We start from the raw sequence: 16,096 nt of genomic DNA, 5'->3' as shown, positions 1-16,096 counted from the left end.
TAAGAAAATGAAGAAAAGAAAGTTATTTTTAGCTGGTGTTTGTTTATCTATGTTGTTTGGAGTCCAGGTTAAAGCTGAGGCAATGGAAAATGTGGAGCTGAAAGCTTCTGACGCAGAAGTTAGTGGAACTGGTTATGATCAGAATGGAGAAGAAGTAGAGTCCGGGTATAACGAAAGCCTTGGGGTTATTACACAGGTAGGAGATAATACTGAGGTGGTATTTGATGTTCCGGACGGCGTAGAGGGAACATATGATGTTTATTTGGAGCTTGGTAAATCACCTTACGCAGCAGGTACAACTTATGTAGGTATTACTGTTGGTGATGCCAGAGAATATGTGCCGATTATTCCAATCCAATATTGTAATGAGACTTATTCAGATATTAATGAGTTAGGACTTTTTGTGGTAGATAAAGCTGTTGAAGTAGAAGCCGGTGAGAAAATTACCGTGTCTTATAAACCAGGATACACTATGGAATGGGGAGGAACCATGTCCTGTGCATTGCCTCCAATGGGAAATATGTATCTGTATGAAGCTGGAAGCGCTGTGGCAGTCGGCTATGGGGATGACGCCAGTGTTCCGCAAGAAAATAATGCAGATGCAGATGAGGCAGATCCTATTTCCGGAAAAACAATTGTATGGCTAGGCTCTTCAGTTACATTTGGGGATAATGGATATAGTATGGCAGAGACAGTTGCAGAAAATCACAGTGCTGTTTCCACATATAAATATGCAATTTCCGGAACTATGCTTACTAATACTTCAGATTCTTCTTATGTTGAGAGAATGAAAGAAATAGACCCGAATATGGATATTGATGCTTTTGTGGTACAGTTGTCTACGAATGATGCTACAAATGGAATGCCATTAGGTGAAATCAGTGATAGTGATGAATACGATGATACCACTATAGTTGGTGCTATGGAAACAATTATCTCATATGTAAAAAGCACCTGGGATTGTCCGGTTGTATTCTACACAGGCACATATTTTGAGTCAGATGAATATCAGGCAATGGTGGATAAACTGTTTGAACTTAAAGACAAATGGGATATTGATGTAGTTGATTTATGGAACAACGAAAAACTGAAAGATATGTGTCTTTCAGGAGAAATCAATTCTTATATGAAGACAAAATATGGAACAGAAAATGAACCAGATCCTATTCATCCAAATGCAACTGGCTATAAAGAACTGTGGACACCTGTGTTTGAGGAAACACTTTCTGAAATATTAAAATAATGCAATTTAAAAGAATAACAACAATAACAATAAAAACAATTCAAGGAGGAATCATCAAATGAAAACATCTAAGAAAATTATGGCACTTGCACTGACTGGTGCACTGGCTGCTTCTTCTGTAAGCGTGGTATCCGTATCCGCAGAGCCAAAGAAAGCGACAATTGGCGTTTGCTTCTACCAGGATACAGGAAAGGCTCCGAATGCTACAAAAGCATTTCTGGAATCCCTGGCTGACACATTAAATGTAGAATTTAAATATGGTACATTTACCCAGACTGATGAAGCTGCAAACCTTACAAAGGTACAGGAGTTAATTGCTTCCGGTGTAGACGGAATCATTGGCACTATGGATCTTGGAACACAGTCCATTCTTTCTGAATGTGAGGCGGCCGGAATTTATTATGCAGGTTATCTTTGCGACTTTGATACTTCTTACACAACTGCTTATGATGATGTATTCGGAAATTCCAACTTCCTTGGAACAGTTGTTGATGGACATGCCCCGGATGATGTCAATATTGGAGATCAGTTCTTTGACAGCTTGATCGAATATAATGAAAGAAATGCGGATGCGCCGCTTACTCATGTTTCAATGGCGGTTTTCCCGGTATGGGCTTTCCCGGCACAGACAACTGCTGCTGAACAGTTTGTTGCCGATGTGGAAGAGTATAATAAAACTGCTGAAACACCGATTACAGTAGATCCATTGGATGAAGAAGTAGATGTATTAAACTTTGCTCCGCTTGACAGCACCTATTTCTCCAAACACCCTGACACACAGGCAATTATGAGCTTCGCAGCAGGAACAAGCTTTGTATATCCTACAATGGTTTCTGCTGGTGTAGATTCCGATATTAAGCTGTTTACAACTGGTGCAGACGGCGGAGAGGAAACAAACTTTGGATCCGCAGGAACACAGACCTATCAGCAGATTGCATTTACTGGTGCAGAGTCAATTGTTTATCCGCTTGTATTAATGTTAAATAAGATTAATGATACTGAATTTGCAGATATGCCAGAAAAGGCAGAGAGAATCAGCACGGAACTGTATATTGTAAACAGTGATGAGGATATGGAGCTTTATGTTAATTCCCTTTACAATACCGCTGATGCAGCTAATGCAGCATATACACCGGAGGATGTGTTAAATATGACTGCATTTGGAAATCCCGATGCGACTTATGCCGGACTTGTAGAAGCTGTACAGACTCTGACATATTAAGGAGAAGATAGGCTGACGATTGGAGTATGCTATGAAAGCTGTAAAAAAAGTATTATTGTCACTGGCATTTCCAGTGCTGATGTTTGTGGTGATGCTTGTCATCACCATGAACAGCGATAAATGTTTTGTAAATGGACACAATATTTTCCTGGGAAAAGATATGGTCAAGCAGGTTGTGATCAACAGCTGCATGACAGTATGTGTGGCACTTGCTATCTGGCTTCAGCTAAAAAACGGCCGCTTTGATTTTTCCGGAGGTGCTTCCATGGTACTTGCCGCAATTGGTGCAGGCTATGCGGGACAGCAGACGGGAAGCATGTGGACTGCATTTGCAGTTGCCGTAGCTCTGGGCGTGGTTCTTTCTATGGGAACAGCCATTGTATATATTGTGGGAAGACTTCCGATCATCATTTGTACCATTGGAATGACACTTTTGTATGAATCACTGACCTATCTGCTGTTTGGGGGTCAGGGAATCCGTGGGTTTTACTCCACGCCGACTCTTTCCAGAATGGGACGTATGCCGCTGGTTCTTCTTCCAGCAGTGCTGGCAATGCTCATTTTTGTGGTATATACATACTTTACAGCTTCAGGAAGAAGAGGAAAAATTCTCGCAAACAATCAGAGCGCTGGAGTAAATATTGGAATCAATGAGAATAAAAACGTATTTACTTCCTATATTTTTTCCGGGCTGATTATTGGAATGGCTGCAATCGTGTACATCTCACAGAATGATGTCACTCCACAGTCTGGCCTGGCAACCTCATCCATTATGTTCTCCTATATTGTTCCGGTATTTATGGGAACTTTTATTGGACTGGCAAGCAATGATGTGATTGGAATCGCAATTGCAGCAATTGGAATGCAGATTATGAACTATGGTCTGAACTGCCTGAATCTGGGAGCTGGCGGATGGCAGCAGATTATTATGGGAGTTTTCGTACTGGGCTTCTATACCTTTTCTTCCCAGTCAGGAAAAATTGCAGCTTTCTTTGAAAAGAGAAAAGCAGCGCATGCATAAAATGTGAAATCAGATACTGTTGCAAATGGAGATGCGGACGGAAAAAGCGAGCTTCTGTTTGCAGCAGTATTTTTGTACCCAAATTTAGTGAAAAAGGATGAAAAAAACGATGATAGATATTAAAGCGGCACCATTCAACCTGGATGACGAGGGTGTGAAGTGGGTAGAAGAGACAAAACAGAATATGACCCTGGAAGAGAAAATCGGGCAATTAATGATTCCCATTGGATATTCTGCTGATCCGGGATATTTGCAGCATGTAATGCTGGATCACCATATTGGAGGAATCTTATACCGCTGTGGGGAAAGCGAGGAAATGCAGGCTTGCCACAGATGGCTTCAGGAACACAGCAAAATCCCGCTGTTTATTGCAGCCAATCTGGAAGCTGGCGGTGATGGAATTGCAACGGATGGAACCTCTTTTGGAAAACAGATGGAGATTGCCGCAACTGGTGATCCGGAGCAGGCATACCGTCTCGGAAAAGTCTCCTGTGCTGAGGGAAAAGCGGTTGGCTGTAACTGGGCTTTTGCACCAGTGGTAGATATTGACAGAAACTGGAGAAATCCCATTACAAACGTGCGTACTTATGGAGATGATCCGGAGTTTGTATTGAAATGCGGACTTGCATACAAACGTGCCGCAGATGAGGAAAATGTGGCAGTTTCTATTAAGCATTTTCCAGGAGATGGCTGCGATGAAGTTGACCAGCATATTCTCACAAGCGTGAATAATCTTTCCTGTGAAGAGTGGGATGAAACTTATGGAAAAATTTACAAGGGTCTAATTGATGATGGGGCACTTACGGTAATGGTTGGCCATATCGCCCAGCCGGCATACCAGAAGCATTTCAACCCGGATTTTCCAGACAAACTGGTTCCTGCAACTTTAAGCTCGGAGCTTCTTCAGGGACTGCTTCGAGGCAGGCTTGGCTTTAATGGACTGATTAGTACAGATTCCACCTGTATGCTTGGCTTTACAGTTGGAATGAAGCGTGAAATGGCAGTTCCATATTCCATTGAGGCAGGCTGTGATATGTTCCTTTTCAACAAGGATCTTCATGAAGACTATCAGTACATGATGGAAGGCTATAAGAAAGGCATTCTTTCAGAGAAGAGACTGGATGAAGCTGTGACCAGAATTCTGGCTGCGAAAGCCGCAATTGGTTTACATAAAAAAACAAAAGAAGAGTTGGTTCCAGGAAAAGAAGACTTAAGAATTCTTCGCAATGAAACATATGAAAACTGGGCGAAGGAGTGTGCGGATAAATCTGTGACGCTGGTAAAAAATAACGAAAACATTCTGCCTCTTTCTCCCGCAAAAACAAAGCGCGTTCTGCTGGAAATTTTGGGAAATTATCCGTCAAGCACCCGTGTTACAGAGCATTGGAAAGCATTACTGGAAAAAGAAGGTTTTGAAGTTTCTGTATATGAGAAAGAAGATTTTTCATCTGCGCCTGATTTTTCCGTTGGAACCTTCGTAAGCAAATACGATCTTGTTCTCTATGTTGGAAATATGGAAAATGCATCCAATCAGGTGACAAACCGTTACCAGTGGTACACATTCTGGGGCAATGGAGACAATTGTCCATGGTTTACAGCTGAGGTTCCGGTTGTTTACATAAGTATGGCCAATCCTTATTCTCTTGTAGACATACCGCAGATTCAGACCTATATTAACTGCTACTCAAACAACGATTATGTGATTGATGCGTGCGTGGAGAAGCTGATGGGAAGATCTGAATTTAAAGGAAAAAGCCCGGTAGATCCGTTCTGCGGAAAAGAGTATTTGAAATATTAAAAATAACGAGACTTTGAAAAATCAGAGGAAACAATGCATGAAAATCTGTGATATTAAAATTAATGGCATTACAAATCCAGTAGGATTCCATCTGGATCAGGTGAAGGTTTCATGGAAGGTACGGGAAAGTGAGTCCTGCCGGGCTGAGAATATTAGGATTGAAGTGAGTAAAAAGGCGGATTTTTCAGATTGTATCTGGAAAAAGGATGGGGCAGAACTGAAAAGTATTGGACAGGAAATTGGGGTGCGTGTAGAGCCTTGTACACGCTACTACTGCCGGGTTACAGTGACTGGAGATAAGGGGGACCAGGCGTCTGGCATAGCTTTCTTCGAAAGAGGAAAGGGCAGGAAGCCATGGAACGGAAAGTTTATCAGTACGGCGAAAGAGGATAAGTTTCTTCCGGTGTTTGAGAAGAAATTTGAAATTAAGAGTAGTTCGGTAACAGAAAAGAATGAAAATGGCTTTGTGCCAGGGATTGCACAGGCGAGATTGTATATAACAGGTCTTGGTTTATACGAAGCATATATTAACGGAAAAAAAGCTGGTGATGATATTCTTGCGCCATTCTGCAACGATTATCGTGAGAAGATACAATATCAGACCTATGATGTGGCGGACTGCTTATGCTCTGGTCAGGATAATTCCATTTCCATCTACTGCGGCAATGGCTGGTACAAGGGCAGACTGGGTTACGATGGTGCATCCCAGTGCTATGGTACAAGATTTGCTGCAATTGCGGAGCTTCATATCTGGTATGAAGACGGAAGAGAAGATGTAATTGCAACAGACGAGACATGGAAATATCGCGGCAGTGATATTGAGATGAGTGATATTTATGACGGGGAAGTATTAAACCGTCAGTTGTGGAAGAATACGGAGAATCCATGGAAGCAGGCTGAATTAATTGAGCGGGATGAGGGAACTCTGATGGGAAATATTTCCCTAATTCCTTCCCACCTCACAGAACGTTACAGTCTTCCGGTTATTGTAAAGGAAAAACTTGCAGTTCAGGAAGTAATTCATACGCCTGCAGGAGAGACTGTTCTGGATATGGGACAGAACATGGTGGGATTTATGGAGTTTGAGTCTGCGCTTCCACAAGGCACAAAGGTTACTTTAGATTTTGGAGAAGTACTGCAGAATGGAAATTTCTATAACGATAATTACAGAACTGCAAAAGCAAGATTCGAATACATTTCAGATGGCAGAAAAGAAACGGTTCGCCTGCATTTTACTTTTTTGGGATTCCGTTATGTCCGTGTAAATGGGTGGCCAGGAGAGGTAGAACCATCAGCTTTCCGAGGCTGTGTTGTGTATTCTGATCTTGAAACAACCACATATTTTAATTCCTCATCTGCTCAGTTAAACCGCCTTGCGAAAAACTGTATGTGGGGACAAAAGTCCAATTTCCTGGATATGCCTACAGATTGTCCTCAGCGGGATGAAAGACTGGGATGGACTGGGGATGCGCAGGTTTTTGCGCCAACTGCCTGTTATAACATGGATACCAGGGCTTTTTATCATAAGTTTTTAAAGGATTTGCACATTGAGCAGAGAAAACAAAACGGAGCAATTCCAAATTTTATTCCAAATTTAGGCGGCCTTCCGGGCGGTTCCAGTGTGTGGGGAGATGTGGCAGCTTTTATGCCTATGGTTTTGTATCAGCATTATGGCGATAAGGATGAGCTGAGACGAAATTATTCTATGATGAAAGAATGGGTAGACTGGATTATCCGAAGCGAGGAGCAAAATGGAAATCACAACCTGTGGGACTTCGGTTTTCATTTTGGAGATTGGCTGGCACAGGATGGAATTAGTCCGCAGAGCATGAAGGGTGGCACGGATGATACCCTGGTTGCTTCTCTGTACTATTATGCTTCAACCGGAAAAGTGGCAAAGGCGGCTGAAATTCTGGGGTACAAGATGGAGGCAGAATATTATTACGAGAAAGCAGAGAAAATCCAGGGAGCAATTCTGGATGAGTTTTTTGCAGTAAATGGAAGACTTGCCGTGGATACGCAGACAGCATATCTCATGTGTCTGAATTTTGGCGTGTATCGTGATAAAAATAAACTGATTTCTGGACTAAAAGAAAGATTAAGAAAAGATTGTTATAAGATTAAAGGCGGATTTGTAGGCGCGACAATGCTTTGTCAGGTGCTGGCACAGAATGGACTTGAGGATGTGGCGAGCTACATTCTTTTCCAGGAAGGCTTCCCGGGATGGATGCACTGCGTAAATCTGGGAGCAACTACGATCTGGGAACGCTGGAATTCTATTTTGGATGACGGAACTATCAGTGGAACAGAAATGAATTCCCTGAATCATTATTCTTATGGTTCTGTTATGGAGTATGTGTACCGCTATATGGCTGGAATTCAGGAAACACAGGCTGGATTTGGAGCAGTTCATTTTGCGCCGCAGCTGAACAATAAACTGAGATTTGTGGAATACAGGTACGATTCCGTAAGTGGAAAATATACCTCTGCATGGTCGGTAAATGAGGACGGTTCGGTAACCGTTCGTTTTGAGGTACCCTTTGGCTGCCATGCAACTGCAGTACTGCCGTCAGTGGCGGAAACAGAAAAGAAAAATCTGCAGGAGGAGATAAAGCTGGAGCCTGGTGTTCATGAGTTCCGATACAGAACGAAGCGCGATTACAGAAAAGCGTACACCATGGATTCCCGTCTGGAGGAAATGCAGAATGATCCCCGGGCACTGGAAATTCTGGAAAGAAAAATGCCATTAGCATTGGCAAAAATACAGGGAAAAGATGCGGAGGACCTGAACCTGAGTTTGAACGAACTGCAATATATGTTTTTTCTGGGCTTTCATCCGGATATGGTACAGAGCGCTGCAGAGGAACTTTTACAGTTAGATGTAATTTATAAATAGGAGTATATTATGAAAGCATTTATTTTTGATTTGGATGGTGTTATTGTATTTACAGATAAGTTTCATTACCTGGCATGGAAAAAAATGGCAGATGAGATGGGGATTTATTTTGACGAGACGATTAATAACCGTCTCCGCGGTGTAAGCCGTGCAGAAAGCCTGGAAATTATTTTGGAGAGATATGAGGGACCAGCTCTTTCTCAGGAGAAAAAAGCAGAATTAATGGAAGGCAAAAACAATACTTACAAGGAACTTCTAGGTGGTATGACACCTGATGATGTGACAGATGAAGTAAGAAATACACTCGCTGAGCTGCATAACAGGGGCTATAAACTGGCACTTGGCTCTTCCAGTAAAAATGCGAAATTTATTCTGGAAAAGGTAGAGCTGCTGGGTGCATTTGATGCAATTTCTGATGGAACGAATATTACGAAGTCTAAGCCGGACCCGGAAGTATTTCTGAAAGCGGCAGAGTTTCTTGGCGAAAAGCCAGAGGAATGCTATGTTGTGGAAGATGCTTATGCAGGAATTGACGCGGCAAAAAGTGCAGGCATGCAGGCTGTGGGAATTGGAGATGCAGCTGGATATGGAGCTACGGATAAGAAAATCAAGAGCTTTGGAGAACTTTTGACATTGGAGGAATAAATGTCCGGTAAATTGCAGTTCTGAAAATAAAAAATTCCAGAGTACGGGCAACATTGGAGGAGTAGAATGGAAAGTGTAAAGAAATGGGATATATTTGAATTGACTTTTTGTGTAGAAAATATGTCAGAGCCTGTTCAGGCAGGAGCTTTGAAAGCGGCTTTCCACGGGGAAAAGGAAACTGTGGAAGTGGAAAGCTTTTATGATGGCGGCAACGTTTACAAGGTTCGTTTTATGCCGTCTTACGAAGGCCATTATACTTATAAAGTTGAAACTGGAAATTATCAGCTGAATAAGAAATCTGACAAATATGAGGGTGAATTTGAGGTAATTGCCGCAGACGGTGGAAATCATGGCCCTGTGCAGGTTAAAAACAGTAGATATCTGGCATATGCAGATGGCACTATTTATCACAGTGTTGGAACTACCTGTTACGCCTGGCTTTATCAGACAGAGGAACTGCAGCGCCAGACATTGGAAACTTTGAAGAACAGCTGTTTCAATAAAATACGTTTCTGCATATTTCCCAAATATTATGAGTTCAACGAGAATGAACCACAGTATTATCCTTTTGAAAGAGGAATAAGCAGAGGGCAGGATGAAGAAAAGGCTGCAGGGAAAATTCCAATTACTTTTCCGCAAACAAAAGAAGCGAAGGATATCAGAGACTTTAATTTTTATAAACCAAATTCTGCATATTTTAAAAAAGTGGACGACCAAATTGCTCAGCTCAGAGACCTTGGGATTGAAGCGGATATTATTCTTTTTCACCCTTATGACAAATGGGGATTTTCTACTATGGAGAAGGCTTGTAATGAGCAATATCTGCAATATATGGTGGCGAGATACAGTGCATATCACAACGTGTGGTGGTCTATGGCAAATGAATATGATCTGATGCCATTTACGAAAGAGGAATGGAATTATTATGGCAGACTGGTTCGCCAGAATGATGCATACGGACATTTATGTTCTATTCATAACTGTATGGGATTTTTTGACTATACAGAAGACTGGATTACTCATTGCAGTATGCAGAAAAATACAACTTACGAACATGTAGAAAAAACTGAACAGCATCTGGAAAAGTATAAAAAGCCAGTAGTATGGGATGAAATTGGCTATGAAGGAAATGTTGACCGTGGTTGGGGGAATATTTCCGGGCAGGAGCTGGTTAGGCGGTTCTGGGAGAGCGTATTGCGAGGCGGATGTGCCGGACATGGAGAGACATATATTCATCCAGAGGACATTCTCTGGTGGGCTAAGGGTGGAGTGCTTCATGGCGACAGCGAACCACGGCTTAAATTCCTGAAAAAAATCTGGGATGAAACACCGGGGGGATGCTTGAAGGCAATCAATGAGGAACCCTTTGACGAAGTAATCAGTATTCCGGTAGAGGAAAATAAAATCTGCAACTGGATGCAAACCACATGGTGCAGCTATGAACTTCATTATTTCGGAATCGGAAGACCTGCATACAGAATACTGGAACTGCCGGAGGATGCCTCTTATCAGGTTGAGGTTATTGATACCTGGAACATGACGATTACCGATACTGGTGTGCATAGTGGCTTTACGAAAGTCGAGCTTCCAGGACAAGAGTGGATGGCGATTAGGATTATAAAGAAATAGATTGGAAAAAATAATACTAACAGAATCAAAAAATGGCGGAGCATAAAGCGATATGCTGCCGCCATTTTTTTCCTTATACAGGTGTATTTTTTTCTTCATCCACGCCATCCAGCGTCAGCATGACCCGGCAGATAAAGGACTCTTTTGTGGCGGAAAAGTCCGCTGCGCCGTTGTATTTCTCGGCAATCTGGCGGATGAGACGGATGCCGTAGCCGTGGTAGCTGGGGTTGCTTTTGGTGGTTTTCAGGTCTGGATTATTTTCCAGTACATTGCCGGAAGTTACAAGCTGTTCCGCTGTGGGAATATCCTCAAGCATATCCTGCAATTCTTGGTCCAGTGTCTGGTAATCCTGCTTCTTCAAAAGAGTCTTCATAAGGAGCAGTTTTCCCTGGTATTCATGCCGGAAAAGACGGATCTGCTGGGATTTTTCTTCAAGTTCAAAAATATAATTGCGATAGCTGTTTTCGATTTCCTGCTGAAATAAAAGTCGCTGATTTTCTGCCTGATGCCGGGAAGATTCTCCGATGAGAAGGAAGATTAGAAGGGAGATAATTACCAGCAAAGTGTAGGTGATATTCAGGATAAACATAGAATTCATAATAGCACCAAGGTAGATATCCGCAATGTTTAATCCAAGGGCGCAGACCGTAATCAGACACAGAAAAAAGGGGTCTGTAATCTTTATAAGTAATCGCCCAAGCTTGATAAGAATCCAGGTCAGCAGTACGGACAAAACCAAAATACACAGGGCACGAATCACATAAATCATATTCCAGCCAGGAAGCAAGTCTGCTGGCCACAGATAACTAATGGTATAGGAAAGCGGGTGAAGCTGACCGCTTACCGGGATATAAAAAAGAGCCAGAATTACCAGATGGCTTAAGGTTGCTTTTGTCAGAAGACAGCCCATAAAAACTGCAAAAATAAGAAGCATTAACGGGCGGATATTGGGTGTACCTTCCTGTAAGGGAAAAACATCGTCTGGTCTTCGTATGGATCCACACGGTGCTTGCTCACCGGAATGTGGTCCCCGTTGTCCAACTGGATGTCTTGTCGGTTGATGGTAAAAATGTAGCGGTAATTTACCAGAAAACCTTTATGCACCCTAAGAAAACCATAGGGCAAAAGCTCCTTTTCCAAGGAAGAAAGCGTATAGGGAATGGAAATATTCTGTACCGGATTTGCGTAATGAATGTGCAGGATTTTGTTCTGACATTCCACATAACAAATGCTAAGCGGGTGGAGCGTGTAAATGGAATGTGCGCAATTCAGGGTAATCGTTTCCAGCAGATGGATGCGCATATCTGCCAGCAGTGCAGTGATAACTTCCGGTAATTCCGATTCACAGAAACGCTTGCGGATAAACCAAAAAGGATTTACCTTGAAGGTCTGGTATACAAGGCTTTCCACAGTGGAGACAAAAATAAGATAAGGCTTAATCTCGTATGCTTTTAAGGAAACAGCCAGATCAATTCCATTGGTTTCGGGCATATCAATATCCAGAAAAAGAATATCACAGGGCTGCTTTTTCTGAAAGGCATCTGTGAGTGCGGATGCAGATAAAAAGGTATGGATGTCTGTATCAATCTGATGTTTATGTAGTTCTTATTTAACCAGTTCTGCAAATTTGTCTGCAAATATCCGGTCGTCATCACAGATAAAAATATGCATGGATAAAATTCCTTCTTTCTGTTCGTAAATGCTGCATGCTGGGAATGCGTAAATGGATAACGATATTGTATAAAATTACTTATAAAAAGTCAAACGTATAAGATTACTTGTGCGTTTCCAGTTGCGCCTGAAAAAGACCAGTTGCGAAAATGGGTAGATTTCACAAAAAATATGTGATAATGTTCGTATTACCATAAAAAATAACCATAGAACAAAACCAAATGGAAAAAGCCTTAAGGGGGAGGCTGTTCTTAGTGAAGAAGCTTCTGCAGATGTGGAAAAGACACTGGATACTCTGGATCTTACAGATGCTTCCTGGAATCTGCTCATTCACAGCTATGGACCTGGAGAGGATGAAAATGATCCAAGTGTAAGCAAGATCACAGACGTTGATTTTGGCGAGCAGAAGCTTGGTAAGTGGAAAGATATTGCAGCTACAGAAGACCAGCTGAATGAGCTGGGCGTAACCGATATGCTTTATGTTTCCGGTGTTGGTGAGTATACGACAACCTTTACTTTACCAGAGGATTGGAGCGATACAACCGGAGCATACCTGGATGTAACTTATGGAAAGGATCAGATCGGTGAGATCACAATTAATGGAACTGCTCTGGATGCAAATAATGCAAGTGACAGAGTGGATCTTGGCGGATATCTTGTTTCTGGAGAAAACACACTGACCATTAAGCTTTCCACAACATTATATGCAAGAATGTACGCAGCAAACAGCGGTTATGAAGGACGCGATTTTGGTATGGTACCGGATTTATGCAGCCAGAGGATCCAGAGGCATTCTATGATGGTTTATTAAGCGTTACTTTGACACCTTATACACAGGTTACGATTCAGTAAAAAATAATAAAAATTGCACGGAAAAGAAGCAATAAATAAAAGAAGCTTCCGGGATCAGGCATGAATCTCGGAGGCTTCTTTTATTTGTGGAAGAATATTTCTCATATTGTGGAAAAATCCTTTCCAAATAATGTTGTGAATGGTATAACAAGAGTGGGAAAATTAAGAAAAAACGAAATGTTGGACTAAAATATAATTATATGGCTGATAAGAGGTAATCTACAATGGTAAAGGTTGACTTAATTACAGGTTTTCTTGGCTCAGGGAAAACTACATTTATAAAGAAATATGCATCCTGGCTGATGAAGCAGGGGCAGAATATTGGGATTCTGGAAAATGATTTCGGGGCAGTGAATGTGGATATGATGCTGCTTCATGATCTGGAAGGCGAGAATTGCGAGCTGGAAATGGTTTCCGGCGGATGTGACAAGGACTGCCACAGAAGAAGGTTTAAGACCAAGCTGATCGCAATGGGAATGTGCGGTTATGACCGGGTGCTGATCGAGCCGTCTGGAATTTTTGATGTGGATGAATTTTTTGATGCGCTTTATGAAGAACCGTTGGACAAATGGTATCAGATTGGAAATGTAATCACCATTCTTGACGCAAGGCTGGAGAAGAAGCTACAGCCACAGGCGGAATATCTGCTGGCATCTGAGGCAGCGGATGCCGGATGCATTGTTCTGAGTAAAAGCCAGGAGGCGTCCGCAGAGGAAATTACGGGAACGGTGGAGCATTTGAACCGGGCACTGGAGAGCGTGAAGTGCAAGCGGCGTTTTACAGAACAGGACGTGCTATGTAAAGATTGGGAGCAGTTTACGGATGAGGATTTCCAGAGGATTTTTCACAGTGGGTATGTGATGGAGGACTTTGAGAAGCAGTGCTTTGATGAGAAAGAGGGATTCCAGTCACTGTATTTTATGGAACTGAAAATTTCGGAGGAGAAGCTGGAAAAGGCGGCCCATGAGATCCTGGAAGATTCGAAGTGCGGGGATGTTTTTCGAATTAAGGGATTCGTGAAGCTGGCTGAGCAGGTGGATACTAGCTGTGATGAGGAGGCAAAGACGCCAGCTGGCGTTCCTGACCATGGAGCCCAGTGGCTGGAGCTCAACGCCACCCGCAAGGAATTTTCCCTGAGGCCAATTTCTGTAGGCCAGGAAGTGGTGATTGTGATCGGGGAGAATATGAACGAAGAACGGATACGGGGGTATCTGGAAAGGGAATAATTAGAGATTTGCGGCAGCGCAGAAGTGTTTGCTCTGCGGCAATCTTCCCCAAAATGTTATATCGGTTAATAAATTTGCTTTCCGTATTTCTTTATATCTTCCAGTAAATATTCGTTTCTTATGCTATCAAAATCGACAATAATTCTTCCAATACTGCGCGGTATATTTTGTCTGACTTCAGTTGCCGTAGCCATAGAAAAATTTGGGTAGAATCCTTGCAGAATAATGATATCACCTTAAAAATGTTCTAATAATACATATTCTCGACCTTAAAAATGTTTTGCTACAACATAAACTCAGCCTTAAAAGTGTTGACTCAAGCATGAGATGGTAATAAAATGAAAAGAGCAGGATATAATATTCATATGGATATTTAACACAATCAATGGGGAGGGAAATAGATGAAACGCTTTGCATTGGAAAAATTAAAAGAGTGGAAAACCAAACCAAACAGAAAACCTTTGATTATCCGGGGTGCCAGGCAAGTGGGAAAAACATGGCTGATGAAAGAGTTTGGAAGAACCTGTTTTGAGAATGTTGCTTATGTAAATTTTGATAGTAATACAAGAATGCAGCAAGTGTTTGAAGGGGAAATCAGCATAGAGAGAATTGTGCTGGCAATCAGTGCGGAAACAGGAATCTCTATTGATGCCCAAAATACACTGCTGATATTTGATGAAGTGCAGGAAGTTCCAAAGGCATTATCTTCCTTAAAATATTTTTGTGAGAATGCACCTGAATATGCAATCGTGGCAGCTGGTTCCCTTCTTGGTGTAGCACTGCACAAAGGAACGTCTTTCCCGGTTGGTAAAGTGGATTTTATGGATTTACATCCGTTAACATTTCAGGAATTTCTATGTGCTCTGGGAGAAGAACGTTTTGTAGAAATTCTGCAGGGACCAGATACCGATATGGTGACTATGTTCAAGTCCAAGTATATAGATCGGTTACGGGAGTACTATTATGTAGGAGGTATGCCGGAAGTAGTACAGACATATGCGGAAACCAAAGATTTTAACCGTGTCAGAGAGATACAGAAGAACCTTTTGAACTATTATCAGCAGGATTTTTCGAAACATGCTGAAATTTCTTTAGTTCCAAGGCTAAATCTGGTGTGGAATTCAATTCCTATGCAGCTTGCAAAGGAAAATAAAAAGTACATTTATGGACAGGTGCGGAAAGGTGCCAGAGCGAAAGACTTTGAGTTGGCAATACAATGGCTCTTGGATTGCGGACTTATTCATAAGGTACAGAGGGCAGGGAAAGCTGCACTTCCGCTGAAGGCATATCTGGATTTGGATGTTTTTAAAATGTATCTCCTGGATGTGGGGCTGTTGATGGCCATGACAGACATAAACGCGCAGGTAATTATTGATGGAAATCGTATCTTTACAGAATTTAAAGGTGCATTAACAGAACAGTATGTTTTACAACAACTGGTCGCACTGGATTGTATAGAGCCATACTATTATTCTACAGCAAATTCCAGTGGAGAAATTGACTTTCTCTTACAGGGAAGAACCTCTATTGTTCCATTGGAAGTAAAGGCAGAAGAAAATTTACGGGCAAAAAGTCTTAAAGCTTTTTGTGAAAAATATAAGCCGAAATACGCAGTAAGAACATCAATGTCGGATTATCGGAGACAGGAATGGATGACCAACATTCCTTTGTACAATATTGATAGAATTAGAGAATATTTGGAAAAATAATTCATGAAGGCAAGGTGAAAAGCGAGCTGGGATTTCGAAATCCTGGCTCGTTTTTTTGTGGTGAAAATAGAAAAAACTTTGGTAAAAATTCCCACAAATATATAAAGAAAAAAAAGAAACGAGCTGGCCGCTTGAGCAATAGCTGTACGGTTGTAAAACTCGTTTCTTTTTTTATATTATCAAT

General features: G+C 41.8%; 12 protein-coding genes. 10 read left to right on the top strand and 2 right to left on the bottom strand.

Annotated features, from left to right (window positions below; all coding sequences use genetic code 11):
• Positions 1–7 precede the first annotated feature (7 nt).
• From OCV70_RS10650 to OCV70_RS10620, 7 genes are all read left to right on the top strand, one after another.
• Positions 8–1,243 carry an SGNH/GDSL hydrolase family protein gene (locus OCV70_RS10650; protein WP_173766187.1) on the top strand — a complete coding sequence of 412 codons (1,236 nt, stop codon included), beginning with the start codon at positions 8–10 and terminating at the stop codon, positions 1,241–1,243.
• Positions 1,244–1,301: 58 nt separating this feature from the next.
• Positions 1,302–2,465, top strand: coding sequence for a type 1 periplasmic-binding domain-containing protein (locus OCV70_RS10645; protein ID WP_117852747.1), 1,164 nt, complete (start codon positions 1,302–1,304; stop codon positions 2,463–2,465).
• A 31-nt stretch (positions 2,466–2,496) separates the two neighbouring features.
• Positions 2,497–3,486 carry an ABC transporter permease gene (locus tag OCV70_RS10640; RefSeq protein ID WP_117852750.1) on the top strand — a complete coding sequence of 330 codons (990 nt, stop codon included), beginning with the start codon at positions 2,497–2,499 and terminating at the stop codon, positions 3,484–3,486.
• 109 nt (positions 3,487–3,595) lie between these two features.
• A complete protein-coding gene (locus OCV70_RS10635; protein WP_173766185.1) occupies positions 3,596–5,284 on the top strand; it encodes a glycoside hydrolase family 3 protein in 1,689 nt (562 codons plus the stop codon).
• Positions 5,285–5,321: 37 nt separating this feature from the next.
• Positions 5,322–8,180 carry an alpha-L-rhamnosidase gene (locus OCV70_RS10630; RefSeq protein WP_195587849.1) on the top strand — a complete coding sequence of 953 codons (2,859 nt, stop codon included), beginning with the start codon at positions 5,322–5,324 and terminating at the stop codon, positions 8,178–8,180.
• 9 nt (positions 8,181–8,189) lie between these two features.
• Entirely contained in the window at positions 8,190–8,825 is a 636-nt protein-coding gene (gene pgmB / locus OCV70_RS10625; protein WP_117852756.1) for a beta-phosphoglucomutase, read from the top strand.
• Between the two features lie 66 nt (positions 8,826–8,891).
• The gene (locus OCV70_RS10620; RefSeq protein WP_117852758.1) at positions 8,892–10,454 is read left to right on the top strand and encodes a DUF5605 domain-containing protein; all 1,563 of its coding nucleotides are present in this window, start codon (positions 8,892–8,894) and stop codon (positions 10,452–10,454) included.
• Between the two features lie 73 nt (positions 10,455–10,527).
• On the opposite strand, the gene OCV70_RS10615 is transcribed toward OCV70_RS10620, so the two are convergent.
• Positions 10,528–11,364, bottom strand: coding sequence for a GHKL domain-containing protein (locus tag OCV70_RS10615; RefSeq protein ID WP_243280808.1), 837 nt, complete (start codon positions 11,362–11,364; stop codon positions 10,528–10,530).
• A gap of 23 nt (positions 11,365–11,387) precedes the next feature.
• Positions 11,388–12,029: a LytR/AlgR family response regulator transcription factor gene (locus OCV70_RS10610; RefSeq protein ID WP_243000244.1), complete on the bottom strand. Its 642-nt coding sequence runs from the start codon at positions 12,027–12,029 to the stop codon at positions 11,388–11,390.
• A gap of 370 nt (positions 12,030–12,399) precedes the next feature.
• Between OCV70_RS10610 and OCV70_RS10605 the strand changes: the two genes are divergently transcribed.
• The 3 genes from OCV70_RS10605 (at position 12,400) to OCV70_RS10595 (ending at position 15,912) form a co-directional block, all read left to right on the top strand.
• A complete protein-coding gene (locus tag OCV70_RS10605; protein WP_117852764.1) occupies positions 12,400–12,936 on the top strand; it encodes a hypothetical protein in 537 nt (178 codons plus the stop codon).
• Between the two features lie 265 nt (positions 12,937–13,201).
• Positions 13,202–14,203: a GTP-binding protein gene (locus OCV70_RS10600; RefSeq protein WP_117852766.1), complete on the top strand. Its 1,002-nt coding sequence runs from the start codon at positions 13,202–13,204 to the stop codon at positions 14,201–14,203.
• A gap of 401 nt (positions 14,204–14,604) precedes the next feature.
• Positions 14,605–15,912, top strand: coding sequence for an ATP-binding protein (locus OCV70_RS10595; RefSeq protein ID WP_021926088.1), 1,308 nt, complete (start codon positions 14,605–14,607; stop codon positions 15,910–15,912).
• Positions 15,913–16,096 lie beyond the last annotated feature (184 nt).

The organism is Blautia acetigignens (genome assembly GCF_025566865.1).
GTDB lineage: Bacteria > Bacillota > Clostridia > Lachnospirales > Lachnospiraceae > Blautia_A > Blautia_A acetigignens.
This window is presented reverse-complemented; position numbering and strand designations above follow the sequence as displayed.